This is a genomic window from Herbiconiux sp. 11R-BC (assembly GCF_049472555.1).
In the GTDB taxonomy this organism is placed as follows: Bacteria; Actinomycetota; Actinomycetes; order Actinomycetales; family Microbacteriaceae; genus Herbiconiux.
In genome coordinates this window covers 102,814-120,498 of record NZ_JBCEBO010000002.1, presented here as the reverse complement: position 1 = coordinate 120,498, position 17,685 = coordinate 102,814, and the positions used below count along the sequence as shown (strand labels likewise).

At 66.0% G+C, this 17,685-nt stretch carries 21 protein-coding genes; 4 read left to right on the top strand and 17 right to left on the bottom strand.

Annotated elements, in window-relative coordinates:
- Window positions 1-19: 19 nt before the first annotated feature.
- From VD659_RS05685 to VD659_RS05645, 9 genes are read right to left on the bottom strand one after another with little or no spacing between them, the layout of a single operon-like run.
- Window positions 20-880, bottom strand: coding sequence for a DNA-3-methyladenine glycosylase family protein (locus tag VD659_RS05685; protein ID WP_423260160.1), 861 nt, complete (start codon window positions 878-880; stop codon window positions 20-22).
- Window positions 877-1,503, bottom strand: coding sequence for a DNA-3-methyladenine glycosylase I (locus VD659_RS05680; RefSeq protein ID WP_423260159.1), 627 nt, complete (start codon window positions 1,501-1,503; stop codon window positions 877-879). The genes VD659_RS05685 and VD659_RS05680 overlap by 4 nt, the downstream gene beginning before the upstream one ends.
- Window positions 1,504-2,172: an alpha-ketoglutarate-dependent dioxygenase AlkB family protein gene (locus VD659_RS05675; RefSeq protein WP_423260158.1), complete on the bottom strand. Its 669-nt coding sequence runs from the start codon at window positions 2,170-2,172 to the stop codon at window positions 1,504-1,506. It abuts the gene before it with no gap.
- Complete coding sequence (locus VD659_RS05670) at window positions 2,169-2,702, bottom strand: hypothetical protein (RefSeq protein WP_423260157.1); 534 nt, start codon at window positions 2,700-2,702, stop codon at window positions 2,169-2,171. The genes VD659_RS05675 and VD659_RS05670 overlap by 4 nt, the downstream gene beginning before the upstream one ends.
- Window positions 2,699-2,995 carry an Ada metal-binding domain-containing protein gene (locus VD659_RS05665; protein WP_423260156.1) on the bottom strand — a complete coding sequence of 99 codons (297 nt, stop codon included), beginning with the start codon at window positions 2,993-2,995 and terminating at the stop codon, window positions 2,699-2,701. Before VD659_RS05665 ends, VD659_RS05670 begins: the two co-directional genes overlap by 4 nt.
- Before the next feature lie 2 nt (window positions 2,996-2,997).
- The gene (locus VD659_RS05660) at window positions 2,998-3,729 is read right to left on the bottom strand and encodes a 2OG-Fe(II) oxygenase (protein ID WP_423260155.1); all 732 of its coding nucleotides are present in this window, start codon (window positions 3,727-3,729) and stop codon (window positions 2,998-3,000) included.
- Window positions 3,726-4,352 (bottom strand): methylated-DNA--[protein]-cysteine S-methyltransferase, encoded by a 627-nt coding sequence (locus VD659_RS05655; protein ID WP_423260154.1) that lies wholly within the window; start codon window positions 4,350-4,352, stop codon window positions 3,726-3,728. The genes VD659_RS05660 and VD659_RS05655 overlap by 4 nt, the downstream gene beginning before the upstream one ends.
- Window positions 4,349-4,840: an RNA polymerase sigma factor gene (locus VD659_RS05650; RefSeq protein WP_423260685.1), complete on the bottom strand. Its 492-nt coding sequence runs from the start codon at window positions 4,838-4,840 to the stop codon at window positions 4,349-4,351. The genes VD659_RS05655 and VD659_RS05650 overlap by 4 nt, the downstream gene beginning before the upstream one ends.
- Window positions 4,841-4,889: 49 nt before the next feature.
- On the bottom strand, window positions 4,890-5,423 hold the full coding sequence (locus VD659_RS05645) for a methylated-DNA--[protein]-cysteine S-methyltransferase (RefSeq protein ID WP_423260153.1): 534 nt from the start codon (window positions 5,421-5,423) through the stop codon (window positions 4,890-4,892).
- Between the two features lie 301 nt (window positions 5,424-5,724).
- Here VD659_RS05645 and VD659_RS05640 point away from each other — a divergent pair, with 301 nt between their 5' ends.
- Window positions 5,725-6,393 (top strand): TMEM175 family protein, encoded by a 669-nt coding sequence (locus VD659_RS05640; RefSeq protein WP_423260152.1) that lies wholly within the window; start codon window positions 5,725-5,727, stop codon window positions 6,391-6,393.
- Window positions 6,394-6,703: 310 nt separating this feature from the next.
- On the opposite strand, the gene VD659_RS05635 is transcribed toward VD659_RS05640, so the two are convergent.
- The 3 genes from VD659_RS05635 to VD659_RS05625 all read right to left on the bottom strand — a co-directional run bounded on the left by VD659_RS05635 (window position 6,704) and on the right by VD659_RS05625 (window position 11,026).
- Window positions 6,704-8,917: a S8 family peptidase gene (locus VD659_RS05635; protein WP_423260151.1), complete on the bottom strand. Its 2,214-nt coding sequence runs from the start codon at window positions 8,915-8,917 to the stop codon at window positions 6,704-6,706.
- A 2-nt stretch (window positions 8,918-8,919) separates the two neighbouring features.
- Window positions 8,920-9,774, bottom strand: a complete 855-nt coding sequence (locus tag VD659_RS05630; protein ID WP_423260684.1) for an AAA family ATPase — start codon at window positions 9,772-9,774, stop codon at window positions 8,920-8,922.
- 613 nt (window positions 9,775-10,387) lie between these two features.
- Window positions 10,388-11,026: a hypothetical protein gene (locus VD659_RS05625; protein ID WP_423260150.1), complete on the bottom strand. Its 639-nt coding sequence runs from the start codon at window positions 11,024-11,026 to the stop codon at window positions 10,388-10,390.
- A 245-nt stretch (window positions 11,027-11,271) separates the two neighbouring features.
- On the opposite strand from VD659_RS05625, the gene VD659_RS05620 reads away from it, so the two are divergent.
- A complete protein-coding gene (locus VD659_RS05620; protein ID WP_423260149.1) occupies window positions 11,272-11,397 on the top strand; it encodes a hypothetical protein in 126 nt (41 codons plus the stop codon).
- A gap of 130 nt (window positions 11,398-11,527) precedes the next feature.
- Here VD659_RS05620 and VD659_RS05615 read toward each other — a convergent pair whose 3' ends face one another.
- Window positions 11,528-12,367 carry an SDR family NAD(P)-dependent oxidoreductase gene (locus tag VD659_RS05615; protein WP_423260148.1) on the bottom strand — a complete coding sequence of 280 codons (840 nt, stop codon included), beginning with the start codon at window positions 12,365-12,367 and terminating at the stop codon, window positions 11,528-11,530.
- Window positions 12,364-13,107 (bottom strand): acetoacetate decarboxylase family protein, encoded by a 744-nt coding sequence (locus VD659_RS05610; RefSeq protein WP_423260147.1) that lies wholly within the window; start codon window positions 13,105-13,107, stop codon window positions 12,364-12,366. Before VD659_RS05610 ends, VD659_RS05615 begins: the two co-directional genes overlap by 4 nt.
- A 109-nt stretch (window positions 13,108-13,216) precedes the next feature.
- Between VD659_RS05610 and VD659_RS05605 the strand changes: the two genes are divergently transcribed.
- Window positions 13,217-13,972: an SDR family NAD(P)-dependent oxidoreductase gene (locus VD659_RS05605; protein ID WP_423260146.1), complete on the top strand. Its 756-nt coding sequence runs from the start codon at window positions 13,217-13,219 to the stop codon at window positions 13,970-13,972.
- Window positions 13,973-14,093: 121 nt separating this feature from the next.
- Here the strand turns inward: VD659_RS05605 and VD659_RS05600 are convergent, their stop codons facing one another.
- Window positions 14,094-15,350, bottom strand: coding sequence for a lipase family protein (locus tag VD659_RS05600; RefSeq protein WP_423260145.1), 1,257 nt, complete (start codon window positions 15,348-15,350; stop codon window positions 14,094-14,096).
- Window positions 15,334-15,795, bottom strand: a complete 462-nt coding sequence (locus VD659_RS05595; RefSeq protein ID WP_423260144.1) for a YchJ family protein — start codon at window positions 15,793-15,795, stop codon at window positions 15,334-15,336. The genes VD659_RS05600 and VD659_RS05595 overlap by 17 nt, the downstream gene beginning before the upstream one ends.
- Window positions 15,796-15,955: 160 nt before the next feature.
- Here VD659_RS05595 and VD659_RS05590 point away from each other — a divergent pair, with 160 nt between their 5' ends.
- Window positions 15,956-16,741, top strand: a complete 786-nt coding sequence (locus tag VD659_RS05590) for an alpha/beta fold hydrolase (RefSeq protein WP_423260143.1) — start codon at window positions 15,956-15,958, stop codon at window positions 16,739-16,741.
- Window positions 16,742-16,899: 158 nt separating this feature from the next.
- On the opposite strand, the gene VD659_RS05585 is transcribed toward VD659_RS05590, so the two are convergent.
- Window positions 16,900-17,616: a GntR family transcriptional regulator gene (locus VD659_RS05585; RefSeq protein WP_423260142.1), complete on the bottom strand. Its 717-nt coding sequence runs from the start codon at window positions 17,614-17,616 to the stop codon at window positions 16,900-16,902.
- Between the last annotated feature and the right edge of the window lie 69 nt (window positions 17,617-17,685).

The window sequence follows — 17,685 nt, the reverse complement described above, 5'->3', positions numbered from 1 at the left end:
TGGGTCGCAGGGAGCCTCGTTACGGCCGAGCGGGAGGGGCGGCCGATGCCCACAGGTAGCTGAGCGCGTAGGCGCGCCAGGGCCGCCAGGATTCGGCGACCTCTGTTGCTTCTCGTGCGGTGACGCCGGCAAGGGCGCGCCGGAGGATGAGGTCTCCCGGGGTGAATGCATCTGGATCGGCCAAGGCACGGACGGCCAGAAAGTCGACAGTCCAGGGGCCGATGCCGGGGAGGTCAAGGAGTTGGGCTCGGAATTCGGAAGTGTGGCCGCCACGGACGAGTGAGAGCCCCCCGGCGAATGCTTTCGCGACGGCGACGACCGTTCGTGCGCGGGCGCCGGTGAGGCCGACTCTCGCAGCGAGTTCGATTGCGGTGACGTCGGCTAGCGCTTCCGGCGTCGGGAAGTGAATCAGACCTGCCGGGCCGGGTGCTCCGTAGGCGGCGACCAGGCGGCCACCAAAGGTGCGGCCCGCGGCAAGTGACACCTGTTGCCCGAGGACGGTCATCACGATGGCCTCGAACCCGTCCGGATAGCTGGGAATGCGAAGACCCGGATTCGCGTCGACGAGCGGTCCGATGATCGGGTCGTGCCGCAAATGCTCCGCGATGGGCCTGGTGTCTGTGTCGAGGTCGAGCCAGCTTCGGACGGTGCCCGCGATCTCGTGCAGGATGGCCGAGTCGTCGGTGCTGCTCTCGAGCAGGATGTCGTGTGGGCGGATCTCGACGGTGACGGCGTGCACATCGCCCGCGGTTCGGATGAGTCGCTGATGGCGATGCCCGGCGTGAATCTCGGCGCCTGGTACGGCGTGAGCGGCGAGGGTGTGGAGCAGCGGCCCGGCCGCGATCGTCTCATCCGGCGGGGCGAGGTGGAGCCTGGTCACGGGCGGGGCCACACTCCGGAGCTGCCGCGGCGGTGGCTGTCGAGGAGGTGGGTGTCGATGATGCCGATCGCTTCCATCAGCGCGAACATCGTCGTGGGTCCAACAAAGGAGAATCCCTGGGCCCGTAGCGCCTTGGACAGGGCCACCGATTCGGGCGAGCTGGTGGGGATCTCGCCAAAGTGTCGAGGCTCGGGCGTCACCTCGGGCTGGTGTGACCAGACGAATTCGACCAGTCCGCCCTGCTCGCGGAGGGCGATGGTGGCTCTCGCGTTCTTGATTGCAGCGAGGATCTTCGCCCGGTTCCGCACGATGCCCGTGTCGGCGAGGAGGCGTTCGACATCCGTGTCGGTGTAGTCGGCGACGACGTCCGGGTCGAAGTGGTGGAAGGCGCTGCGGAATGCATGGCGTTTGCGAAGGATCGTCGCCCAAGATAGGCCGGCCTGGAATGCTTCCAGGCTGATCCGCTCGTAGAGACCGTGCTCGTCACGGACGGGCATGCCCCATTCCCGGTCGTAGTAGTCCCGCAGTAGCTCGTCAGTGGCCGCCCAGGCGGGGCGAGCGAGCCCGTCTGGGCCGATGACGGTTCCGAGAGCAGCTTCCGTGGAGGGGTCGGGGTTAGGCATTCAGCTCATTCCTGTGACGCGCATGGTGATGTTGATCCGGCCTCGCTCCAGGCCGCTTCCGGCGGGCGCTGTGCCGGGATAGACCTTGGTGATCCCGTGGTAGGCGAGCCGGGAAGGCCCGCCGAAGACGAATAGGTCGCCGGATGCGAGATCGATGTTCTCGTACGGCTGGTTGCGGTTTTCGGTGTTCCCGAACCGGAACTGGCACGTGTCCCCGATCGAGAGCGACACGACGGGAGCGAGCGATATTTCGTCTTTGTCCTGGTGCATGCCCATCCGTGCGGTGTCGTCGTAGTAGTTCACCAGTGCCGTGTCGGGGGTGTAGTCATCGCCGGCGTGCGGATCGCCGGTCGCGGCAACGAGCGCTTTGCGGCCGAGGCGGACCATCCAGTCGGGGAAGTCGAGAACCTGGTTGCCGTTCACGTCGGTGGCGCGGCGGGTGTACTTGTAGGGCTGCCAATGCCACCCCAGGCACACGGTGCGCACCGACATTTCGTGGCCGCGGACCTTCGCCGCGCGCAGCGGCACGGGGCCTTGAACCCATTGCCGGAATTGGTCAACGATCCAGCTCTGTTGTTCGATGGTGAGCCATCCGGGCACCAGGTGCGCGCCGGGCGTGAGCTCACGACTTGGGCGGTCGAGGAAGTCGTCACTGAAGAGGGTGCTCATGCGTCACGGCCCGGGTCGATCTGGGTGAGTTCGGCGCCCTGAATGCGCCACGTGCCCCCTGCGGCCGTCGCTCCGGTCAGGCCGTCGAGGTACTGGATGCCCGCGAGCTGATGCATGGTGGGGGTGGCGGCCGAGCCGAAGCCGATGGTGGAGGCAGCGGCCCAGTTCGTGGACCACACCAGCCGCCGGATCATTTGAGCCAGCCCTGCCGGTGCCCCGCCGAGCACGTACATGTCCGGGTAGAACCGAATCAGGTTTCGCGCCTCACGCATCCAGGAGGCAGCGGCGTCCGACCACTCGATGGTGTCGAAAACAAGGCCTCCCTGATTTCTCCAAGCGGTCGCGAAAGCTTTAGCGGCGGCGGCGGAGTTCGGGTCATCGCCATGACCGATCGTGACCGTTTCGGCACCGCGGGCCAGGGCGAGGCGGACCATCTGGTCGATCTCCTCTGCCGTGTGTGGCTCGGGCTGAATGTGGGCGCCTGCGACGGCGGCGACACGGGCGTCATCGAGGCGGGGAGAGAGCGTCATTGCTGAGCCTCCTTGGCGAGCTTCCAGGCGCGATATTTCTCGGGCAGACACGTCCCGCAGGGGCGGAATCCGGCAGCGATCGCGGCCTCCTCGTCAGCGAAAAAGACCCGGCTCTTCACATAGCCGCCGCGAGCGATTGCGCGCAGCGCGGCAGGGCAGTCGAGTCGCCCGTAGATCTTCGATCCTCGATGGCCGCCGAGCTGTCCTGGGGTCGTCGATGAGTAGGGGCGCCGGTCGGAGCCGAGAAGCGTGTAGATCTTCTCGGCCCCGGCATTCTGGTCAGTGCTCGGCATGCTCAGCCGGCGTCGTGGAAGACGAGGGCGAGGGTGTGACGCTCCCCGGAACGGATCGCTGACACCCCGTGCCGCACCGGAGCCGCCGACCAGCCGCGTTTGGACTCGACGGGGCGATCCCGGGTCGTGAACAGGTACCCGTGGCCGTGCGGCAGCAGGGTTGCCGTGCCGCGAGACTGGGCACGTGGCCGCTGCTCGAGGAGGAGGAATTCACCGCCGGTGTGGTCGACGCCGGGCTCGTTGAGGTTGATGACGACCTGCATCGGGAAAACGAGGTCGCCGTAGAGGTCACGGTGCAGTGCGTTCCAGTCCTTCTCGCCGTATTTCAGCAGGATCGCGGAAGACTTTGTCTGGCCGGCCTCGTGGCACATCTCCAGCCACTCGTCGAGCGTTTCCGGCCACGGTGCGACACGGCCGAGCTTGTCGTACCAGTCTCGGGCGATCGGTAGCAGGCGCGGGTAGAGGGCCTGCTTGAGTCGTTCGATCGGCTCCGGGTACGGGGTGTTGAAGTACCGGTACTCGCCTTCACCGAACCGATGCCGGCCCATGTTGACGGTGCTGCGGAACGCGGCGTCGTTCGAGTACATTTCCCTGATCTCGACCGTTTCCTCGGGCGTCAGCAACTGGTGCAGCCGGGCGCCACCGTACTCGTTGATCTCCTCGGTGATGCTCTCCCAGTCACCCGATGCGACGCGGGTCTCCCACGCGTCGTTTTTCGTCTTCGTGGCGCTCATGCGGCTGCTTCCATTTCCAGTAGTGCGGTCTTAGCTGCGAGGCCGCCGATATAGCCGCCGAGGGTTCCATCGGTGCGGAGAACCCTGTGGCAGGGAACGACGATCGGCAGGGGGTTGGTGGCGCAGGCCGTGCCAACGGCGCGAACCGCGTTCGGGTTGCCGACGATCGTGGCGACCTGCTTGTAGCTCTCGGTCATCCCGTAGCCGATCTCGGGGAGGTGTTCCTGCACCAGCCGGCGAAATCCGGACGACAGCGACAGGTCCAGGTTCAGGTCGAAGGTTTTGCGCTTGCGGTCGAAGTACTCCTCCACCTCGAACGCGGCCGCATCCAGCCGGCGGGGCGCTTTGAGGATGCGGCGGCTGACCTTCGTGCCGAGGGTGTCGAGAACCTTGTCGAAATCTTCGCTCTCGTAGGCCACCCGCAGCAGTCCCTTGTCGGTCGCTGCCAGGAGCAGTGTGCCGACCGGGCTGTCGATGGTCGTGTAGGCGATGTCCAGAATTCCGGCCTGCTGGGCTGATTCCTCAAGCCTGCGATGTAGCCGCTCCATCGTCTCTGCCGAAGGCAGGGCGCTGTGAGCGAGGAGGTCGGAGATCTCCTGATCGCCGGTGGTGTCGGTGTTCATTCTGATGCTCCTTTCGAATCTGTGCCGACGAACATTTTTCGCAGGCTCTTGATGCCGTCGGCGGCGGCCCGCCGGGCTGCATCCGTTGTTCCGCCGAGGATTTCGGCGATTTCTTGATAGGGAAGACCAGCGAGATAGTGGTACGCGATCACCTGCCGCTGTTTGGTGGGGAGAGACTTCACGTGGTCCCAGATCTCGGTGTCCACGCTGCCCGGAACCCCGAGTGAAGAAGGATGGTCGGGAACGACGTCGACAGGAATGGCGATGCGTTTGTGAACACGAATGATGTCGATCGCTTTCCGGTGTGCGATCGTCACCAACCAGGCCTGGACGTTCGCGTCGTCCGGTAGCGCCGGGTAGGCCTTCATCGCGGAAATGAACGTCTCAGACCAGGCGTCGTCAGCGTCGTCGAATCCAACGACGGCCCTGCACACGCGCAGAACGGTGGCGCCGTGCTCGGCCACGATGGTTTCGAAGGGCTTTTTCATGTTCATCACTCAGTAGACGCGATCAAAGACAGCAACGTGAGGTGCGGTTTCAAAACAGTTTCCCGGCATCGACAAGCAGTCTGGCGGCCCGCGCGTCTTCGCTCTCCTCCAGCTCGAGCAGGAACTGCTTTCGCGGAATTCCGCCGGCGTACCCGGTCAGCTTGCCACCCTTGCCGACCACCCGATGACACGGAACGATGATGCACAACGGGTTCTGCCCGACCGCCTTGCCGACCTGCTGCGCCAGAGACTTGTTCCCCAGCTCCTCCGCCAGCTCACCGTACGTGGTCGTCTCCCCCGAGGGAATGTCTTTCAGCAGTGCCCACACTTGCTCCTGGAAGAGGTCGCCGCGGGTCGCCGTCTTCAGATCGAACGACGTGCGGTCTCCGCGAAAATACTCATCCAGTTGGATCGCTGCCGCGCTGAACACGGCATCGTCGAGAGCCTCGACGCGGTTCCCGAAAGTGTCCATAGACGGCATGTACCAGTGGTGAGGGAAGTAGAGCCCCATCAACGCATCATCGATGGCGACAAGCGTGATCTGACCCAGCGGACTCTCGACCACCGTGTGACGTGAATTCATTGATCTGTTCCTCTCTCGTGCCGACAATCTCATTCAGAAAACGTCGCGCACGGGCAGAACGTGAGATCCGATGCGCTGCCGCTTGAAGAACTCTCCCGTGACGAGATTAGAGAGAGGAATCGGGCGCACATCAGAGCCGAACGTCTCCTGACTGTTACCCCCTCTGCGCATCCATGAACGGTGCTCGAACGCTGGGTTGAGATAGTCGTTTCGACATATCTCACGTTTCCGATACGTCTGCCGTCTACCGAGTAGGAACTCTCCCGATTTGGCGATACGCCACGAACTCGAAGGACAATAAATGCGCCTCCAGCCCGCAACCAAAATGGTCAGAATCGGCCGCCTCGAGATGTTCAGCGACGGCGCATTCGCCATCATCATCACGCTCCTGGTCCTGGAGATTCATCGCCCGAGCGGTGAGCCCGGGCAGTTGGGTGGGGAGTTGATTCGAGAGTGGCCGTCTTACTTGGCCTATGCCGTCGCCTTCGTCTATATCGGCGTGATCTGGCTGAACCATCACTACGTTTTCAGCCTGCTTTCGCACACTGATCTGTCGCTTCAATGGATCAATTTCGGCATCGTAGGAACTAGCGCCCTCATCCCGTTCCCCACGGGCGTGCTCGCCGGTGCATTCGCATCTGACAACCTCGATGACCAAAAGAGTGCAGTACTGCTCTACGCGGGGATCGCCTTCCTCATGTCGATTTCGTGGATACCGCTCTTTCTCTACCTGCGTCGGAACCCAGCCACCCTCAAACACGCGCAAGCGTCGAACCACTTCACTATCGAGATCATCCGGCCAGCTGCCGGAGCCGCTGGCTACATCCTGGCCGCCGTGTTGGGATGGTTTGTTGCTCCAATTGCTGCGGTCGTCATTTTCGTTCTCATAGTCATCTACTACGCCGCAACCAGCACCGGACTTAGCGCAGGCGTTCGCGGAACCTCGGAAGTCCAGTTATCCGACAGCTAAGGCTGATAGTCGGTTCGTCGGCTACGTCGCAAGAATTTTCTGCGCCAGCGCGATGAGGGGGCCGGCGATGAGGTACGGATGTCGAGCTTGACGTCGCCGAAATTCTTGCCACGATCGCCAGCCAGACACCCACAAGAGCGATGCAGACGACCGCGCCGATCAGTAGCGACGCGGGTCCGGCGCCGGCAATAGCGAGGATCGCTCCGACCGACAGAGTCAGACCGGCGAAAGCAGGATTGGCGCGGCGATCAGAAGCCGGGGGTGCTGCTGATCGCTGGGCGGGACGGGTGCGCCGGGGCCAAGCAGTTAATTACGCCCCGTCGACCTCGATGTTAATTTCTGGCTCGATCGCGACAAGCAGATCCGGGTATGCGTCAAGAATTTCGTTGTGGAGATCTACGTGGTTTTTCGCTTCCACCGTAATGACGAGTGCATACCGCATGGGCTCTTTAGCCTTGCTCGCTCCGCCTTCCTCTCGTGCCACGTAATGGATGTCGAAAACAGGATTAGCGGCGGATGAACCGAGAGTGCTTTTTGAGCCTTTGAGTACGGTTTCCCACTTTCCGTTGTCGCTCCTTAGCTCGTCCTCCGTGGCAAAGGCAGTGGGCGAAAAGAACGATGCTGACTTGGCGGTCTTGGCATCCTTCTTGAACTTCTCGGTGTCTGGACGGTAGACGATCTCCAGTCCCGCCCGCGTGTAGACATCGGGCGAGTGAGTATCGACAGCGCTGGCGAAGCAAAAAGTAGCGTGAAATTGGACTCTTCCGTCCAACCCGCCCTTTGGCGTCGGTATGTGGGCTCGAATGTATTTACCTGGGTTCACGACGCCTTGGTAGACCACGCGGGCAACTCCATCGCCGGTGGTAACGATTTCGTCGTAAAGCATCGGGATGCGGCCCCACCCGACTTCGCGACGATCTAGGTCCTTCTGGTCGGCTCCGTGAATGAGAAGGGCGCGAATAGCCAGAGGTGATAGTTCGGTACCAAGGAGTGAACGGATCGACACTGCGTGACGAAGCGCGAGTGGGGCCGCAAGGCTCGTGCCAGTCACTCCCGATATGTACGGGACTTCTCCCTCGCCAATCACGTAGAAGGGGTCTGCGCTGCTTCCGCCGTGAGCGAGCAGGTCGGGCTTCACTACCCCCGGTGCGCGGCCGGGTCCAATCGCGGAATATTCGGCGCGTTCCCAGTCAACGTCAGCTCGATCAGCGGCACCCACGGCCAACGCGTTCACGCAATCGCCCGGGACTTGGACGCGAGCATTCCCGGACGCGTGATCGAGTCGGCCATTGTTCCCGACCGCAACGGTCATCAGAGTGGCGCCGTCGCTGAGAAGATCGTCGATCAGTGCGGTCCAGGCATGCACTTCGTCGTCTTCTATGGGAAGTGCCGGACCGAGGCTGAGATTGATGAACTCGAACGACTTTGTGAGCAACACCTCTTCGACGTGTCCGAGTGTTCGGTACAGCTCGAACGAGTCGTCTGATGCGGTTGACCCGTCCAAGACGCGGAACACAGAAACATTAGAGGGAGGGATTGCCGGTGTAGTGCCTGGACGAATACCTCCGAAAAGGAACGCGGATGCAACGGCAAGCCCGTGCTGCTCATATCCAGGACTGCTCGTGGCCGAAGGGTCCATTTCCCGGTACAGATCGACCCACGGTCCAATTGCGTGCTCAGCGGGAAGACCACCGTCGAGAATGGCAACGCGTGGTGCAGTCGACTGGACCTGGCCGGTTGGGAGAGTGATCGGTAGGTCGCCTGTCATCGTACGCGGTGCAGGTTGCACCGAGAGGAGCGGCATCGGACGAACTACCCGTACCGTGGAGAACGCCGCAATAGCGTCAAGCTGCTCCGACGGTCCAATTGCTGGCAAAAACCAGAGCCCCTGGACCTCAAATGACAGATCCTCCCTCACGTTGAATCCGAGGTTACGGGCGTACTCCAGGAAAGCGAGTCGATTACTCGGGGCCAGGTTGGCGGACGGCAAGTGGACGACTAACTCGAACGTCGCATCCGGGCCAGATCCGGTACCGGCTTTGACTTTCTCCTCAGGCTGAAACGACGTGATCTCTTCGATCTCGCGAATTTGGGCGTACCGCTCAGGCAATTCGCTGGGATCTACCATCAGATCGTGAAGCGCCTGGAAGGCTTCAAGCCTGCCCGCTACAAAGATCTCACTCGTTCCAAACTCTTTGCCATCGGCATCCTTGCCGGTATGCTTTTCTGGCTGAATTTTGCGCCCACGACTCCCTACCGGTTCGAGACCAGCAGCTTGAAATAGGACGCTTGGAAAGTATGACTTGGCGACGTAAGACGGGTGCAGCGCGAACTTCGCCACGTACACATCGTCCGGGGCCACCTCCGATTCGCTAATTTCAAGGATCGCGGATTCGAGCTGGGGACTGAGGCGGTTACGAGCTTCATCCACGGTGTATGGGTGAGCCTTTGAGGGCTTCATTGCCGGCGGTTCTTTCGAGTCGACGAGCAGTTCTCCTCGACCGATCAGGTAATTCGTCGCCATTGTCAGTTCTCCCCGAGCGATGCGATTTTTGTGTGCTTACGGATCGTGTCTCGACTTACAGCCGTCATGCGAGCGATCTGGTGCTGGGAAAGGGACGTGCGCTCTGCAAGTTCGACAGCGAAGCTGATTCTCTCCGCTCGCGTCATCGCACTCGCACCGCCCGCCACGAACTCAGCAACAATCTCGCCCGGCGTACCTGCGCCCAGCGTAAGAGCCTTGCGCATGGTCTCAACGCTCCGCTCAATATCGCTGAAGGAACGGCCTTCAAAGACCTTAGATAGCGTTTCGACGTAGTCCTCAAATTGCGTCAAATCGTCGCGTAAAAAGCGTCGAATCGAAGTCCTCACCAGATCCACCGTTGGCATATCGAACGTGACCTCCGCCCCAAATCGACGCCACAGGGCAGGGTCTACCAGCTCGGGGTGATTTGTCGCTGCTAGTAGCAAACTCGACGAGGGCCACTCGTCCAGCTCTTGCAGCATGATCGTGACTAAACGCTTAAGTTCTCCCACATCCGCCGGATCGGCCCGCTTCTTCGCTATTGAATCGATCTCGTCAAGGAAGAGCACCGACGGGGTGCTTTTCGCGAAATCGAGTGCGTATCGCAAATTCGCGCCAGATTGTCCAAGCCGACTGCTCATCACTGCGGTGAGGTCAAGCGAGTAGAGGGGCATTCCGAGCTGGTTTGCTATCCACCGCGCAGCCCTTGTCTTGCCGACGCCTGGTGGTCCCACAAATATCGCCGAGCTAGCTGGCTCAAGCCCCCTAGCGCGGAGCTCCTCGGCCCGTGAACGCTCCGCGATTAGATTCAAGAGCTGAGTTCTCAGTGGTTGACTGAGGACAGGATCTTCCACCATCTCGATCGGATCCCATGCGCGCAGTATTGCTAGACCTGGCGATTCGCTACCAGACTCCGGAGAGCGGACTTCGGCTGGTCTAGCGGCGCTCCGCGTGGGTGCCGAGCGTGGCGCTTCCAAAATCGCGATCAACTCGCCGCTAAGGTCAGGAAACTTGGAGCGATACCGTCGAATCAGCCTCGCCAGAAGGAGCCTCAGATCGGCGTCCGCGCCAGTGGTTGCCAGGCGTGCAACCTGGGCTAAATCAGATGCTAGGCGGACCGAGTCGTCCATGATGGCTTTTCTCCCCTTGTCGGATGCGTCTGATCCTAGCATCGACTGGACGACTTTGTCGTCGCTTTAGTCCATCTAGCCCACCTGAGCGTCCCACGATATGTTCGGGCCTCGGGCATCAACGGAGTCGTGAGAACTTTCTTTACTCGTTCAAGCGCCGGGCAAGCCCGGCGGGGCCGAGCTGCGGTGCGTCCGGTCCTCGCTTCGCTCCGGTCCGGGCGCTCCTCGCTCGACCCTGTTCGAGTTGCCTGGTTAAACAGCAAGACCCGCCGATCCACGAGTGTGGGGCGAGTCCGCAGTTCGAGCATATCCGCTACCTGGCCGATACCCAGATCCGGTCTTAAGTCAGCTCGATATCAAGCTCTGTTGCCTGCGGCGAAGGCCTGGCGCGGGTCCAACTGTTTCCGAGGGTCGTCCGCTCAGCGGCGGTGAATTTCAAGTCCGGACTTCCGAGAATCTGGAGCTGGCCGCGGAGCAACGACAGGTCGAGGTCGATGGGGTGGTCCTTGAGCTGCGCTGACTTTGCGAATGCTCGTCGGACATCGTCATGTGCATCGGCGTAGCTCCATCCGTTCACCTCCACCAGCGCCTCCTTCACCTCTTCGAGGTCCAAAGCGCGCCCTACGTGCTGGGTGTTGTGACACTTCTTGCAGAGAGCGATGAGGCCCGCGAGTACCTGCACCACGCCACCCTCTCGAAGTTCGAAGCGCCAAATCTCGTGGCAGTCGGGATGCTGCACTCGTCGCTTCGGTCCGAAGGATTCACCCCCGCAGATCTGGCACCGCTTGCCCGCTCGAGCCGATACGGCGAGACGAATTCGATCCCACTCCGATTCGCGTGCGATGCCGCGCACATTCGAGCCAAAAACGTTTGTGGGAAGGGCGTCGGCACGCATGCGGATATGGCCGACAGGGGAGTTCGGTAGCAGCGTAGGGAGCAGCAGGTCTGCGAGAGCTGGTTCGGTCACGATGCTGCCCACGATCGATTGACAGCAATCGTGACAGCAACGTATGGCTGTCCGCTGACATCCATGGAGAGCGGGGGAGCGGAGCGGCCCCCGCCAGGCGTACGGAGTGGACGTGAATACATGGCCCGAACCTTTCTACGGATCAGAAGGCCAGGGGTTCGAATCCCTTAGGGCGCACAATCGACTCCCCTGTCACCGCAAGCCGGTGGCGGGGGAGTTCTGGTTTCATCGACATGAGCCGATGCTATCTTCGCCGTATGGATCTCGAGGAACGTCGGTACCGCGCCAAGTGGGCGGTCATCACGGTTGTCTCGGCGCTGGCGGTGCTCGTCGGCGGGTATGCGTGGGCATTCACCGCGTGGTCGGGAACCGGCGGCGACTGAACGGCCGTTCGCGGTAGCGCGTGCGCTGGTCCGGCCGTCCCCGCATGGGGAGCGCGGCGCACACGGCCCCCGAGCGGCGCGGTCCGGGAGAGGCGATGGTGCCGGCCGTGATCGTCGCGGGCGCACGTGCTCAACCCTCGGGCTGGGACTCCGGCTCGAGGTGCAGTGCGGCCGCGTAGGCCGCGCGCGCTGCGGGATCGCCGCCGAGGCCGATGCGGTCGGTTCCGACGCGGTCGTCGATCCAGTCCTGCACCGCGGTGGGCAGCAGCCGCGAGAACCGCAGCACACCGCCCAGCGAGCGCGGCACCGTGGTGGCGAAGGTGCCGCCGTCGATGGCGCGCAGCACGGCGCGGCTCACCTGCGCCGCCGTCACCGCCGGCGTGAGCTTCGGCGGGGTGATGCCCGCACCCATCGCCGTGGTCGCGAGGTTCGGCATGATGACCTTCACGTGCACCCCCGTGCCACGCAGCTCGCGGCGCAGGGCGTCGCTGAAGCCGATCACGGCCGCCTTCGTGCCCGAGTACACCGCGAGGCCCGCGAGCGGCTTGAGTCCAGTCGCACTCGCGATGTTCACCAGGGTGCCGCGGCGGCGGGCGAGCAGGCGCGGCAGGATGGCCGCCGTCACCTCCACGAGCGCCGCGTAGTCGACATCCGCCACCGTGCGCACCAGCTCGATGCTCTGGGTGGCGAACGCCCCCGTGGGCATGATGCCGGCGTTGTTCACCCACACGTCGATCGGCCCGATCTCGCGCTCCACCGTCTCGATCACCTCGGCCACGAGCGGTCGATCGGTGATGTCGAGGCGCACACCGGTGGCCGCCCCGCCGAGCCGGGCCGCGGATGCTCGGGTCGCCTCCTCGTCGAGGTCGCCGATCACCACCCGGTAGCCGCGGCCCAGGAGGTCGGCGGCGATCTGGTAGCCGATTCCGCGGGCTCCCCCCGTGATGACGGCGACAGGGCGTTCGCTCATGATCTGGTCACATCCGTTCCGAAGACGATCGCCGCGTCGTGCAGCGCGAGGTTCAGCACCGGCCGGCGGCCGTGCAGGTAGCCGAGGGGCCCGTCGGCGGCGAAGCGCCAGGATGCGCGCAGCGCCGAGACCCGCGCGATCACGCGGTTGCGGGCCAGCGTGGTGCGCCCGTCGAGCACCTGGAGGGTGGGAAGCGGGATCGGCCACACCCCCGGCAGCCCGGCCGTGCGCCGGGCCCGCAGCTCGACGGCGGGTGCTCCGGGGCCGGGGCCGTGGGCGTGGGCGGCAGTCGAGGTGGAGTCGTCGGCACGGGAGTCGACCGCCATCGAGAACTCGGTGAGCGGATGCGCCCGGCCGGCACCGCGCATCCGCTCGGCTCGCCGGAACGCCGCCAGGCGCTTCGGGATGCCCCACAGCTCGCGCCCGCCGCGCATCGACGTCGGGCTGTCGACCCAGATCTGCGGGATCGTCACCCGGAGACCGCCGCGGCCGAGGCTCGGAACCGCCACGAGCAGCTCCTCGTAGTCGAGCACTCCGCCAGGCAGGTATTGCGCTGCCGCGACCCCCACGATCACGCGTCCGCCGAAGCCGAGCGCGCGGCGCCGCGGCGGCAGTGCGCCGCCCAGCGAGGCTCCCCACGACGCCGGGAGCGCACTCCGCGGCACGAGGAACACCGACACCAGGAGCGAGCCGCCCAGGAACCAGGGCTCCGGCGGGTAGCCCGCGTGCGCATCCGTCATTCCGCGCCTCTCCCGAACTCTTTTCAGCCTGTGACCCCGCGTATTGCGAGTGTGTAAAAGGTTGCGCGAACGGCGGATCCGGCCCCGGCGGATCGGGCAGGCTTCCGCTATGACTACAGCTTCACCCACCGGCGTGCTCGCCGGCAAGCGCGTCGTGATCACCGGCGCGGCCCGGGGCATCGGCGCGGCCATCGCCGAGAAGTTCGCGGCCGAGGGAGCCTCGGTGGCGGTGCTCGACATCCTCGACGAGGCGGGGCGCGCCACGGCCGAGCGCATCGGCGGCCAATACCTCTCGATCGATCTGCGCGACGCCGAGGCGACCCGCGCCGGCATCGAGGCCGCCATCGCCGCGCTCGGCGGCGTCGACGTGCTCGTGAACAACGCCGGTGTGCTCAAGTTCTCGCCGCTGCTGGAGATGTCGGTCGATGACTGGGACCTCTCGTTCACCGTCAACACCCGCGCCATGCTCGTGACCACGCAGGCGGCGGCGGCCGCCATGATCGAGGCCGGTGGTGGCGGGACCATCATCAACATGGCGAGCATGGCCGGCAAGACGGGCGGTGCCGGCCAGGGGCACTACGCGGCGTCGAAGGCGGCCGTGATCGCGCTGACGCGGGTGACGGCGCTCGAGCTCGGCGCATCCGGGATCACGGCCAACTGCCTCTGCCCCGGCTACGTCCTCACCGAGATGGGCGCCGCGACCCGCACCGAGGAGGACGTGGCCGAGTGGTCGTCGTACTCGCCGCTCGGCCGCCTCGGGCAGCCCGACGACGTGGCGGGCGTGGCCCTGTTCCTCGCCTCGCCGGCCGCCTCCTACCTCACGGGTCAGGCGATCAACGTCACGGGCGGCATGATCATGCACTGAGGTGCCGCGGGGACGGCGTGCTTCGGGAGAAGGCGCCGTCTTCCGGTGCCGGCTTCCTGAGCAGGGGATTTCTCCTCCGCGGGCGCTGGATAGCGGCAGTACCGCAGTGCCGGGCCGCCACTCAGTGCGGCAGGCCGAGACTCCCGAGCCAGGTGAACAGGGCGGGCAGCGCGCGCACGGCGACGAGGCCGTGACCGGTGCCGGGGATGGTCTCGCTCGTGACGACGGTGCCGAGCGCGCGCTGCGACTGCACGAACTGCGCCGTGATCTCCGGGCGCACGAGCTCGTCGGCGTCGCCCTGGGCCACGAAGAGCGGCACGTCGAGGCGACTGCGGCCGGGCGTGTTCTCGGTGAGCAGTGCCGCCCACGGCTGGGCCGTACTCGGGTCGACGGCGAGGAAGTGGCCGATCAGCGGGTCGGCGATGGTGTGCAGCTCCGCGTTCTGCCCCAGCAGACAGAGCGCCGCCATCTGGTCGGCGACGGCCGCGGCCGGTGGGGTGAGGATGGAGTCGAGGGTCGCTCCGGGGGTCGTGGGCCCGTAGACCGAGGCGTAGGCGGTGAAGGCGTAGGCCCCGATCGACACTCCCGAGACGTCACCGATGTCGGCCTTGAGCAGTTCGGCCAGATTCGTGGCGGGGGCGGCGACCGCGACTCCGCGCAGCTCGAACTCCGGAGCGTAGCTCGCCGCCTCCTGCGCGGCGAACAGCACCGACTGGCCGCCCTGCGAGTGCCCCCAGAGCGCCAGCACGTCGTTCGCGTGGGTTCCTTCGATCTGCTGCGCGGCGCGAGCGGCGTCGAGCACGTTCGCGCCCTCGGTGGCTCCGACCAGGTAGGAGTTCGGCCCGGGCGCGCCCATGCCCGAGTAGTCGGTGGCGGCCACCACGTAGCCGGCGGAGATGAACCTGCTCAGGCCCTCGATCAGGTCGAAGGGGTCGTCACCGATCGACGGCGCGCAGCGCGCGGCCGACCCGGTGGTCGGATGCCCCCATGACAGGATCGGGCGACCGCCCACGGGCGCCGCCGCGTCGGGTGCCACCACCACGCCCGAGACGAGGATGTCGGCGCCGTTCAGATCGGTGGAGTGATAGAGGATGCGCCAGGCCGCCGAGCCGGCCGGGGCGCTCGCGATCGGCTCCGAGCGCACGAGGGTGCCGGGCGCGGCCGCCGGAACCGGTGAGGGCGGCACGTAGAAGGCGGCGTCGGTCGACCCCTCGACCACCCCCTCGGCGAGCCGGCCCGCGGTGCCCCAGAACTTCACGGCCAGGTTGGCTCCCACGAGCACGGCGACGAGGAGCCCGACGGCGAGCACGATGCGCGGCCCCGTGCGCCGCGGCTGGCGCGGCGGCTTCGGGGTGCCCGGGTCAGACGGCGTCGACATACAGCCAGCGTCCGTCCACCCGCAGGAAGCGGCTGTTCTCATGCTGCTCGCCGGCGCCCGTGGCGGCGCCGGCGCCCGTGGCGGCCGGCGTGCGCATCCGGTAGCGGGCGCGGAACTCGACCGTGCCCTCGGTGTCGAGCAGACCGCCGCCCGTTCGCCCCAGGATGTCGAGGCGGAACCAGCGGATGCCCGGGTCGAGTTCGAGCCCGCTCGGGCGGGTCGCCGGATGCCACGTCGCCAGCAGGTAGCCGGTGTCGCCCACGACGAACGCCGAGTAGCGAGAGCGCATCAGGCGCTCGGCGGTGGGGGCGATGGCGGCACCGCGGTGGAACAGACTGCAGCAGTCGCCGTACACCTCGCCACTCAGGCACGGACACCGCTCGCCCTCGGCGACGCCCCCGGGCCACCCGGACTCTTCGGTGTCAGGGGCATCAGCGGCTGTCATCCGCCCATTATCCCGGGACTTCCGGTTCCCAAAAACAAGGAGTTCCGGGGCGGCGCGCCGAGCCGGTCGGGGCGACACGCCGAGGAGCATCCGGCAAGTCCTTGTTTTTGGGAGGGGGGCCGTGCGAGAGGGGAGGATGCGGGGCACGTAGGCTGCTGGGGTGGCAGTGGTGGAGTCGGGTGGCGTTGGCATCGCCTACGAGGCAATCGGCGACCCGCACGGCACGCCGGTGCTGCTCGTGCACGGCTTCGCGTCGAGCCGCGACGGCAACTGGATGCGCGCGGGCTGGGGTCGCACGCTCACCGAGGCCGGCTTCTCCGTGGTGGCCCTCGACCTGCGCGGGCACGGCGGGAGCGGCCGCCCGCATGCGCTCTCGGCGTACGAGCTCCGTCACCTCCGGGCCGACCTCCTGGCTGTGCTCGACGACGCCGGGGTACCGAGTGCCCATCTCGTGGGCTATTCGCTCGGGGCCCGGCTGTGCTGGGATCTCGCGCTCGCGCATCCGGAGCGCGTGCGCTCGCTCGTGCTCGGCGGCGCCCCCTTCGACGGCAGCTTCGCCGGTTTCGACTTCGCGGAGGCGCGCGCCGCGGTGGAATCGGCGGACCAGACGCCACCGACGGCGCAAACCGAGCAGACCAGCCGCTACCTCGCCATGGCGGCCGGTTCCGGCAACGACCCGCGGGCGCTCATCCGCCTGGCGGAGGCGGTGCGCCGGCGCGGTTTCCGGGCCCGGGCGGCCATTCCTCGCCAGCCGATGCTCATCGTGGCGGGCGGCGACGACGACATCGCGGCGGCGTCGGCGGAACTGGCCGCCGAGATCCCGCACGCCGAGTTCGTCGGGCTTCCCGGGCGCAACCACGTGAACGCCGTCACCTCGCGCGTCTTCAAGGAGGCGGTCGTCCGCTTCCTCGCCGAGCAGGACGCCAGCGGCGGCTCGCGCTGCTGATGTGTCCCGCCGGTGACGTGTCGCGCCGCTGATGTGCCGCGTCGCTGACGTGCTGCGCCGCTGACGTCTCGGGCACCGGCGCCTCCTCGGCGGCCGGCTCGTCGGATCCGCCCCGCCGACCCGTCCTTCGCGGGCCGGAACGGCAGGCTGAGGCGTGATCAGGCCGGTCGGCTCACCGGATCACCGAGTCGCGTGGCGTCGCCCGACGCCACGATCGCCACCCCGTGCCCGCGCAGGCGTCGCCGCTCGTCGGTGAGGAACGTCACCAGCCGCTCGTTCGTGTCCCGGATGTGCGCGGAGACGAGCGCCGCCGCCCGCGCCCCGTCGCGCTCCCGCAGCGCCTCCACCACCGCCCGGTGCTCGGCCCACGCGTGCTCGCGTGCCTCGGGCGTGCGCACCTCGAGCCAGCGCGTGCGGGCGAGTCTCGTCATCGCTCCGCGCACCGCCTCCGCCATCAGGGCGTTGCCCGAGAGCTGCGCGAGCTCGACGTGGAAGTCGCCACCGGCGCGCACCCCGTGCTCCTCGTCGGCGACCGGCCGGGCGCTCTCGAGCAGCTCGGCCAGGGCCTCGATGTCGGCTCCGGATGCGCGCACCGCGGCGAGCCGAACCGCCGCCGACTCGACGGCTTCGCGCAGCTCCGCGAGCGCGCGGATCTCGTCGATGTCGAGAGGGGCGACGATCCAGCCGCGACCGTCGCGCTGCACCAGGCCCTCGCTCTCCAGTCGCATCAGCGCCGCGCGCACGGGCGTGCGGGATGCCTCGAAGCGCGCCTCGAGTCCGCGCTCGGTGAGGCGCTCGCCGGGTGCGAGCTCGAGCGTGAGCACGGCGGTGCGCACGCTCTCGAACAACTGCGCGGTCTGATTCGGCGGAGCCATGACTGCCTCGGATTCTTGGTATACCAGTTTGGTGTACCGTAACGTTACCGCATCCGGACCACGAGAGGA

Excerpts from the sequence above, each read along its gene's own strand:
- VD659_RS05680 (WP_423260159.1), bottom strand. The coding sequence starts at position 1,503 with ATGCCTAACCCCGACCCCTCCACGGAAGCTGCTCTCGGAACCGTCATC.
- VD659_RS05675 (WP_423260158.1), bottom strand. The coding sequence starts at position 2,172 with ATGAGCACCCTCTTCAGTGACGACTTCCTCGACCGCCCAAGTCGTGAG.
- VD659_RS05670 (WP_423260157.1), bottom strand. The coding sequence starts at position 2,702 with ATGACGCTCTCTCCCCGCCTCGATGACGCCCGTGTCGCCGCCGTCGCA.
- VD659_RS05665 (WP_423260156.1), bottom strand. The coding sequence starts at position 2,995 with ATGCCGAGCACTGACCAGAATGCCGGGGCCGAGAAGATCTACACGCTT.
- VD659_RS05660 (WP_423260155.1), bottom strand. The coding sequence starts at position 3,729 with ATGAGCGCCACGAAGACGAAAAACGACGCGTGGGAGACCCGCGTCGCA.
- VD659_RS05655 (WP_423260154.1), bottom strand. The coding sequence starts at position 4,352 with ATGAACACCGACACCACCGGCGATCAGGAGATCTCCGACCTCCTCGCT.
- VD659_RS05650 (WP_423260685.1), bottom strand. The coding sequence starts at position 4,840 with ATGAAAAAGCCCTTCGAAACCATCGTGGCCGAGCACGGCGCCACCGTT.
- VD659_RS05645 (WP_423260153.1), bottom strand. The coding sequence starts at position 5,423 with ATGAATTCACGTCACACGGTGGTCGAGAGTCCGCTGGGTCAGATCACG.
- VD659_RS05640 (WP_423260152.1), top strand. The coding sequence starts at position 5,725 with ATGCGCCTCCAGCCCGCAACCAAAATGGTCAGAATCGGCCGCCTCGAG.
- VD659_RS05635 (WP_423260151.1), bottom strand. The coding sequence starts at position 8,917 with ATGGCGACGAATTACCTGATCGGTCGAGGAGAACTGCTCGTCGACTCG.
- VD659_RS05630 (WP_423260684.1), bottom strand. The coding sequence starts at position 9,774 with ATGGTGGAAGATCCTGTCCTCAGTCAACCACTGAGAACTCAGCTCTTG.
- VD659_RS05620 (WP_423260149.1), top strand. The coding sequence starts at position 11,272 with ATGGATCTCGAGGAACGTCGGTACCGCGCCAAGTGGGCGGTCATCACG.
- VD659_RS05615 (WP_423260148.1), bottom strand. The coding sequence starts at position 12,367 with ATGAGCGAACGCCCTGTCGCCGTCATCACGGGGGGAGCCCGCGGAATC.
- VD659_RS05610 (WP_423260147.1), bottom strand. The coding sequence starts at position 13,107 with ATGACGGATGCGCACGCGGGCTACCCGCCGGAGCCCTGGTTCCTGGGC.
- VD659_RS05605 (WP_423260146.1), top strand. The coding sequence starts at position 13,217 with ATGACTACAGCTTCACCCACCGGCGTGCTCGCCGGCAAGCGCGTCGTG.
- VD659_RS05600 (WP_423260145.1), bottom strand. The coding sequence starts at position 15,350 with ATGTCGACGCCGTCTGACCCGGGCACCCCGAAGCCGCCGCGCCAGCCG.
- VD659_RS05595 (WP_423260144.1), bottom strand. The coding sequence starts at position 15,795 with ATGACAGCCGCTGATGCCCCTGACACCGAAGAGTCCGGGTGGCCCGGG.
- VD659_RS05585 (WP_423260142.1), bottom strand. The coding sequence starts at position 17,616 with ATGGCTCCGCCGAATCAGACCGCGCAGTTGTTCGAGAGCGTGCGCACC.